The sequence below is a fragment of the Mesorhizobium sp. M5C.F.Ca.IN.020.32.2.1 genome (assembly GCF_004023105.1).
GTDB classification, from domain to species: domain Bacteria; phylum Pseudomonadota; class Alphaproteobacteria; order Rhizobiales; family Rhizobiaceae; genus Mesorhizobium; species Mesorhizobium wenxiniae.
In genome coordinates this window covers 1-6,926 of record NZ_RZSX01000285.1, presented here as the reverse complement: position 1 = coordinate 6,926, position 6,926 = coordinate 1, and the positions used below count along the sequence as shown (strand labels likewise).

6 protein-coding genes and 2 pseudogenes are annotated in these 6,926 nt (G+C 62.2%); 5 read left to right on the top strand and 3 right to left on the bottom strand.

From position 1 onward, the window contains the following. The 5 genes and pseudogenes from EOA86_RS40335 to EOA86_RS16045 form a co-directional block, all read left to right on the top strand. Window positions 1-681: pseudogene (locus EOA86_RS40335) on the top strand (cation:dicarboxylase symporter family transporter); the annotation flags it as partial. A 764-nt stretch (window positions 682-1,445) separates the two neighbouring features. Further along, the gene (locus EOA86_RS40330) at window positions 1,446-1,715 is read left to right on the top strand and encodes a hypothetical protein (RefSeq protein ID WP_245457304.1); all 270 of its coding nucleotides are present in this window, start codon (window positions 1,446-1,448) and stop codon (window positions 1,713-1,715) included. Continuing rightward, window positions 1,625-1,816, top strand: coding sequence for a hypothetical protein (locus EOA86_RS40325; RefSeq protein WP_245457302.1), 192 nt, complete (start codon window positions 1,625-1,627; stop codon window positions 1,814-1,816). The genes EOA86_RS40330 and EOA86_RS40325 overlap by 91 nt, the downstream gene beginning before the upstream one ends. An 82-nt stretch (window positions 1,817-1,898) precedes the next feature. Beyond that, complete coding sequence (locus EOA86_RS40320) at window positions 1,899-2,093, top strand: hypothetical protein (RefSeq protein WP_051695369.1); 195 nt, start codon at window positions 1,899-1,901, stop codon at window positions 2,091-2,093. 476 nt (window positions 2,094-2,569) lie between these two features. Then, window positions 2,570-3,571 carry a zincin-like metallopeptidase domain-containing protein gene (locus EOA86_RS16045; protein ID WP_051695374.1) on the top strand — a complete coding sequence of 334 codons (1,002 nt, stop codon included), beginning with the start codon at window positions 2,570-2,572 and terminating at the stop codon, window positions 3,569-3,571. A 149-nt stretch (window positions 3,572-3,720) separates the two neighbouring features. Here EOA86_RS16045 and groL read toward each other — a convergent pair whose 3' ends face one another. The 3 genes and pseudogenes from groL to EOA86_RS16030 form a co-directional block, all read right to left on the bottom strand. Continuing rightward, on the bottom strand, window positions 3,721-5,388 hold the full coding sequence (groL, locus tag EOA86_RS16040; protein WP_128342506.1) for a chaperonin GroEL: 1,668 nt from the start codon (window positions 5,386-5,388) through the stop codon (window positions 3,721-3,723). A 65-nt stretch (window positions 5,389-5,453) separates the two neighbouring features. Beyond that, window positions 5,454-5,747, bottom strand: a pseudogene (gene groES, locus EOA86_RS16035) (co-chaperone GroES); the annotation flags it as partial. 288 nt (window positions 5,748-6,035) lie between these two features. Then, window positions 6,036-6,383: a hypothetical protein gene (locus EOA86_RS16030; RefSeq protein ID WP_126038541.1), complete on the bottom strand. Its 348-nt coding sequence runs from the start codon at window positions 6,381-6,383 to the stop codon at window positions 6,036-6,038. Window positions 6,384-6,926 lie beyond the last annotated feature (543 nt).

Sequence of the window (6,926 nt, the reverse complement as noted above, 5' to 3'; positions counted from 1 at the left end):
CTTGCACTCGTTGTCGGACTGATTGTCGCGAATATCGTTCAGCCTGGCGCCGGCCTCAACATCGATCCGGCCTCGCTCGATGTCCAAGCCGTTAAGGGCTATGTGGCCACGGCTCACGAGCAGTCCGTGACCAGCTTCCTGATGAACATCATCCCATCAACCATTGCCAGTGCCTTCGCGGAAGGCGACATCCTGCAAGTCTTGTTCTTCTCGGTCCTGTTCGGCGCGGTCTGCCGCTACAACGGCCGCTCGATCTTCTCTCTCGTCCGATACATCAAGGACGAGCTGCTGCTCGCAACGTCCTCCTCGGAGGCCGCGCTGCCCTCGCTCATGGAGAAGATGGAAAAGGCCGGCGCCACGCATTCGGTCGTGGGTCTCATTCCATTCAATCTGGACGGCACGAATATGATGCTCGCCGCCCTCTTCATCGCCCAGACGACGAAAACTGATCTGCCGATCGGCTGCCGGATCCTCATGCTGTTCGTCGCATTGTTCCCTTCGAACGGAACAACCCGCATTACCGGTGCAGGCCTCGTCACAATGGCTGCAACGCTCTTTCTTGTTCCGGCCGCACCGGTCACCTCCGTGGGTCTTATTCTTGGCGTCGATCAGCTTATGTCCGAATGCCACGCGCTGACGATATTTCTCCGCAGCGTAGCGGCAACGCTGGCTGTCGCCCGGTCTGGGGCGAGCGGGATAAACGACGATTCGGGGAGCGCCTCACTAGCGGACCGTTCAGCGCTCTGGCGGTGGACGGTCAAGTCGCCCGGCGTGGTGAACGCAGTTCCCCGCGCGAACGACGCTCAGCTATTGGGGTGGGCCCGATGGCGCAAAGCCGTATTTGAGAAACCGCCAGATCGCACCCGCACCTGTGCGCCTGTAGCAACTGCGGGGCACGATCAAAAGCGACCCATTTTACACCGAAAAGGCGGGCCGTTGCTGCCACGCCGTCCATGGATTGGAGCCTCATGTCTAAGACAACGGCCACCACTCTCGCGGTTCTCCTTTTTCTCCTCGCCGTGCTGCTTTCCGTGCTGGCGAGCCATAATAGCGCGCACCCGCCGCGGGAAAGGCCGCCCCCGCCCATGCAGTCGTGCCAATGGACAGTCAAAAGTGGAGCGGCGCACTCGTCAACGACCCCGCTTCGCCAAATCGCCGGCAACCCGGAAGGTCCGGGGACCCTTCAGCGCTCTGCCGGGCGGACGGTCAGTCGCCCGGCGTGGTGAATGGCGGTCGCGGTTGCCCGGCCCGCGCGAACGACGCTCAGCTGGGTGGGGTGGGCCCGATGGCGCAAGGCCATCTTTCCAGAAACCGCCAGAGCGCACCGGCATCTATAGCTGTGCGCCCTCGCGACTGCGCCCTGTGGCAAGTGCGGGGCTCGATCAAAAGCATTTTACACCAAAAGGCGGGCCGTTGCTGCCACGCCGTCCATGGATTGGAGACTCATGTCTAAGCCGACTGCCATCACTGTCGCAGCTCTTCTTTTACTCCTCGCCGTGCTGGCGAGCCAATATAGCGCGAACCTGCACCGGCAGGCGTGGTCGATCGACAGGCAAAAGTGGAGCGGCGCATTCGACAACGACCCCCTTCGCCAATCGCCGGCAACCCGCAAGGCGATGCCGTTCTGGTCATATTCAATGACTACCACAACTGTCCGCATTGCAGACTGGCAGATCTCAACTACCAAAAAGCCTTCAAGAATGATCCCAATCTGAAGCTTGTGATCAGACGGTTCCCGGTCCTGGGACCGGATTCCCAATCGCACTCGCCTCGAGAAAACAGGGAAAGTTCGACGAATTCCACCGCGCCCTTATGACTTCCCCCAGTTGGATCATTGAAAGGATCACTCTCAAGATCGCAGCGCGTGTGGGCCTTGACGTGGAGCAGCTCAAGCGGGAATGCAAGATCCGGCCATCGCAGATGAACTTGCGCGCGTCCGCGCACTCGCGAAAGGTCTGCACATCGACCGTACGCCCGCGTTGGTGGTCGGCGATATAGTGATCGCCCACCTGGTCGACATGGCCAGCTTGCAACGCTTGCTCGCCGATGCGCGCTCAAAGCGTGCAGGCTCTCGTGCGGGGCAGCATCTGTAGATCGGCCACGCTGTTGTTGCCGGAGCGTGCCGTTTGTGGCAGCTGGCTTTGCTGTTGCTCCTCGGCATCTTGTTGCGGTCATCCAGCTGCCGTGGGCGCCAACAACAATCCTGAGCGCCCGCGCCTGAAGGCGCTGGCCGGGTGCTCGTGAACCGAGCCCGCTTATCTTCGCCAGGCTCAGGCGGTCTTGGCCCTGCGGCTTCGCCCCCTGGCGCGGGGCAGCCTTCGGCTGCTGACGGTCGCCGGCCTGTCGGCCGGCGTCGTTTTTATCGTGGCCTTCCCCGGTGGCGCAGGGCGGGCAGCACTCCCTTCTAGGCCCGCCGCGGCGTCCCGCAACCCTTCGCTTTCGCTTCGGGTCCTCCACTCCGTTCCGGTCCTGCGGATGCAGTCCGCCTCCGACGTCGGGCCTTTCCGGTCGCTTTCGCCGCCCACCCCGCTTCCGGGGAGGGCGCGATTGAAGAGCGGAGGACATCACGATGCGTGCAAACAACAAACGTTGCGGCAGCCGACAGGCTGGCGCAGAGAGTGGCGGGCGCACCGGCGCCAGCCTTTATCAGGAAATCACCGACCGCATCATTGCCGAACTGGAGCGCGGCACCGTGCCATGGGTCAAGCCGTGGGGCAGGGCAAGGACAGGCCTCGGCCTGCCGCGGAATGCGGCCACCCAGCGCCGATATTCCGGCATCAATATCCTGATCCTGTGGGGCGGGGTCATCGATCGCGGTTTCCCCAGCCAGAACTGGCTCACCTTCCGGCAGGCGCTTTCCCTAGGTGGCAATGTCAGGAAGGGTGAGCACGGCACCACCATCGTTCACGCTGACCGCTTTGTTCCCAAGAACGAAAAGCAACGCGCCGACACCGATGGCGACGAACCGCAGGCGGTGCCCTTCCTGAAGCGCTTTACCGTCTTCAATGTCGCGCAGTGCGATAATCTGCCCGAACATCTTTATGCCGCCGGCGAGCCTCTGCCTGAGCGCGAGATGGTCCCGCAGGCCGAGGCGCTCATTCATGCAACCGGCGCTGATTTTCGCATCGGCGGCGAGCGCGCCTTCTACATGCCCGGCAGCGACACCATACAGGTGCCGCCGCAGCCGGCTTTCTTCCACCAGATCGACTATTACCGGACCTGCTTTCACGAGCTTGGCCACTGGACCGGCCACCCGACGCGACTCGCGCGCGACCTGTCCGGCTCCTTCGGGTCCAACACCTATGCGCGCGAGGAACTGGTCGCCGAAATCGCATCAGCCTTCATCTGCAGCAGTCTCGGCATCGAGCCGACCGTGCGCCATGCCGACTACATCGGCTCATGGCTGACGGTTTTGCGCGAGGACAACCGCGCCATCTTCCGCGCCGCAAGCCATGCCTCGAAAGCCGCCGATTTCCTGCTTGGCCGCAATGCCGATGTCGAAGGCGAGGCACATGCCGAAACCGCCTATGGAAGCGCGCAATCATCACACGCGGCCGCCTTGCGCCTCTGATGACGCAAAAGCCGCGCAACCAACTCGACAGTTCTTTTGAGGTTGCGCTAACATGGCCGGCGTTGGCGCCGATCGTTTATCGGATCGAGGTTCGCAAAAAAAGGGCGGCATTGCTGCCGCCCCTCGTTGCGAAAGCTGCCAGAGCTGGATTAGAAATCCATACCGCCCATGCCGCCCATGCCGCCCATGCCGCCGCCACCCATGCCGCCAGGCATGCCGCCGCCGCCAGCCGACTCCTTCTTCGGAGCCTCCGCGATCATGGCTTCGGTGGTGACCAGCAGGCCGGCCACCGAGGCCGCGTCCTGGAGAGCGGTGCGGACAACCTTGACCGGATCGACGATGCCCATGGCGATCATGTCGCCATATTCGCCGGTCTGGGCGTTGTAGCCGAAGGTCGCGCCCTTGTTCTCAAGGATCTTGCCGGCAACGATCGATGCTTCCGCACCGGCGTTGGCCGCGATCTGGCGGGCCGGAGCCTGCAGCGCGCGACGCACGATGGCGATGCCGGCGGTCTGGTCGGAGTTGGCGCCGACAGCCTTGATGCTCAGCGAAGCGCGCAGGAGTGCGACGCCGCCGCCGGGAACGATGCCTTCTTCGACGGCCGCACGGGTCGCGTTGAGGGCGTCATCGACGCGGTCCTTCTTTTCCTTGACTTCGATCTCGGTCGCACCGCCGACGCGGATGACGGCAACGCCGCCCGCCAGCTTGGCGAGACGTTCCTGCAGCTTCTCCTTGTCGTAGTCCGAGGTGGTCTCCTCGATCTGCTGCTTGATCTGGGCGACGCGGCCCTGGATCTCGGCCTTCTTGCCGGCACCATCGACGATGGTGGTGTTCTCCTTGGAGATCGACACCTTCTTGGCGCGGCCGAGCATGTTGAGGCCAACATTCTCGAGCTTGATGCCGAGGTCTTCGGAAATGACCTGGCCACCGGTGAGGATGGCGATGTCTTCCAGCATGGCCTTGCGGCGATCACCGAAGCCCGGCGCCTTGACGGCGGCGATCTTCAGGCCGCCACGCAGCTTGTTGACGACGAGCGTGGCCAGAGCCTCGCCTTCGACGTCTTCCGAGATGATGACCAGCGGCTTCGAGGTCTGCACGACAGCCTCGAGGATTGGCAGCATGGCCTGCAGGTTGGAGAGCTTCTTCTCGTGGAGAAGGATGTAGGCGTCTTCCAGATCCGCAACCATCTTGTCGGCGTTGGTGACGAAATAGGGCGAGAGATAGCCGCGGTCGAACTGCATGCCTTCGACGACTTCGAGTTCGGTCTCGGCGGTCTTGGCTTCCTCGACCGTGATGACACCCTCGTTGCCGACCTTCTGCATCGCTTCGGCGATCATCGAGCCGACCGAAGCATCGCCATTGCCGGCGATGGTGCCGACCTGGGCAACCTCTTCCGAGGTCTTGATCTTCTTGGCGTTCTTGATCAGCGTCGCGACGACGTCGCTAACCGCGAGATCGATGCCGCGCTTCAGGTCCATCGGGTTCATGCCGGCGGCAACCGCCTTGTGGCCTTCCTGGACGATCGACTGCGCCAGAACGGTCGCGGTCGTGGTGCCGTCGCCGGCGATGTCGTTGGTCTTCGAAGCAACTTCGCGGACCATCTGCGCGCCCATGTTCTCGAACTTGTCCTCAAGCTCGATTTCCTTGGCGACGGTGACGCCGTCCTTGGTGATGCGCGGGGCGCCGAACGACTTGTCGATGACGACGTTGCGGCCCTTGGGGCCGAGCGTGACCTTCACCGCGTCGGCGAGGATGTTGACGCCGCGCAGCATGCGCTCGCGGGCATCACGGGAGAATTTTACGTCTTTGGCAGCCATTTTTAGCTCCTGGCAGGGGCTTCAATCGAGCCCGGGAATTCAGTTGACGAAAGGGCCTGATATGAGCCGATGATGCCCATGATGTCGGATTCCTTCATGATCAGAAGGTCTTCGCCATTGAGCTTGACTTCGGTGCCCGACCACTTGCCGAACAGGATGCGATCGCCGGCCTTGACGTCCAGTGGGACGAGCTTGCCGGCTTCGTCACGGGCGCCGGAACCAACGGCGATGATCTCGCCTTCCTGCGGCTTTTCCTTTGCCGTATCCGGGATGATGATCCCGCCAGCGGTCTTGGATTCGGATTCGACCCGGCGAACGACCACGCGGTCATGCAGCGGGCGGAACTTCGACTTTGCCATTTTCGGATTTTTCCCTGGTGCGGATGTTGAGGGGTTTTTGTTAGCACTCGCGATGGACGAGTGCTAACGCGATAGTGAGGTAGGCTGTAAGCGGGCACTCGTCAAGACGGACGAGGGCAGGCGAGGAGCTCTGGCCCCCTCCCCGGTGGAACCCAACGCATACGCGCATCCGCGTTGATGGCTGCGAGCCCCACATTTCCATTGAATTCGGCGTCATGACGCCAACTTGCGCGCGCCGCTTCCAAGTCGTCAGTCGTGCTGCCGTCAGCACGAACATAGGGCTGCGCTTCACTTCCCGTCGAAGCCGCGGCAAGCAGCGTCGCCGTCAGCACGCTCCTTTGCAGATGCTTGCCAAAGGTGGACAGTGAGCGCACCTGCGCCGGGCTGTTGGTGCGAACGTAAGACGTCATTGACAACTCCTTTTTGCAAGTCGAGCCCTTCTCCACCTTCGGCCGCCGTCGACGCGAAGAAGTCCGCATCGCGTTGATGACGAGCTGCGAAAAAGAGAAAGATGTGTTTGATGGCTGCGGCCCCAACGGTGCCTTCAGATTTGAGATCACTTCCGCCGCGAGCGGCTGAAGCTCCTCGCAACGTCACAATCGAATCTGCTGCCAAGCCTCCAGGAAAGGAGAGCATTGCTCATCTCGCGCTTGTGCATGCAGTCAACCTTCGATCCGTGTTGCCACATCTCAAGTGCAAATGCCGTGCCAAAGCTCACTGGGTAGTGAACGCATGGCTCTCCCTGAAAACCTCACAAATCCAGCATGGTCAATTGTGCGGAACCCGACATGCGTCTTCTGCCACTGTCAGCTTTCGGACAGGCATGACGCGTTTCGCGCCGACCACCGGTCGATCGGTTTTGGGGCCGGTCTGTTCGCCTCATAAGAGCGCGTCACGTTGCGTAGCGGTTTCCCGAGCGCCGCCACATGACACTGGACCTGCAGGTAGCACCGGCTTCTCATCCAGCCTTGCTTTGGCCCCTTCGCGTATCAAATTCCCGCTGGCGAGCCCTGCTTTCATAGATCGCACCATGCCGGATGTCTGCTCTGGCGCCCGACCCGCTGGCACGATCTCGATCCGGCATAAGGGCGCAGCATCTTTGCAGGCCGTTTCATCCCGGCGTCCTGCTTGGCTGAAAGACCGCACTTGGCGAGCGGTCTCCATGCTCTCTCCAAGGAC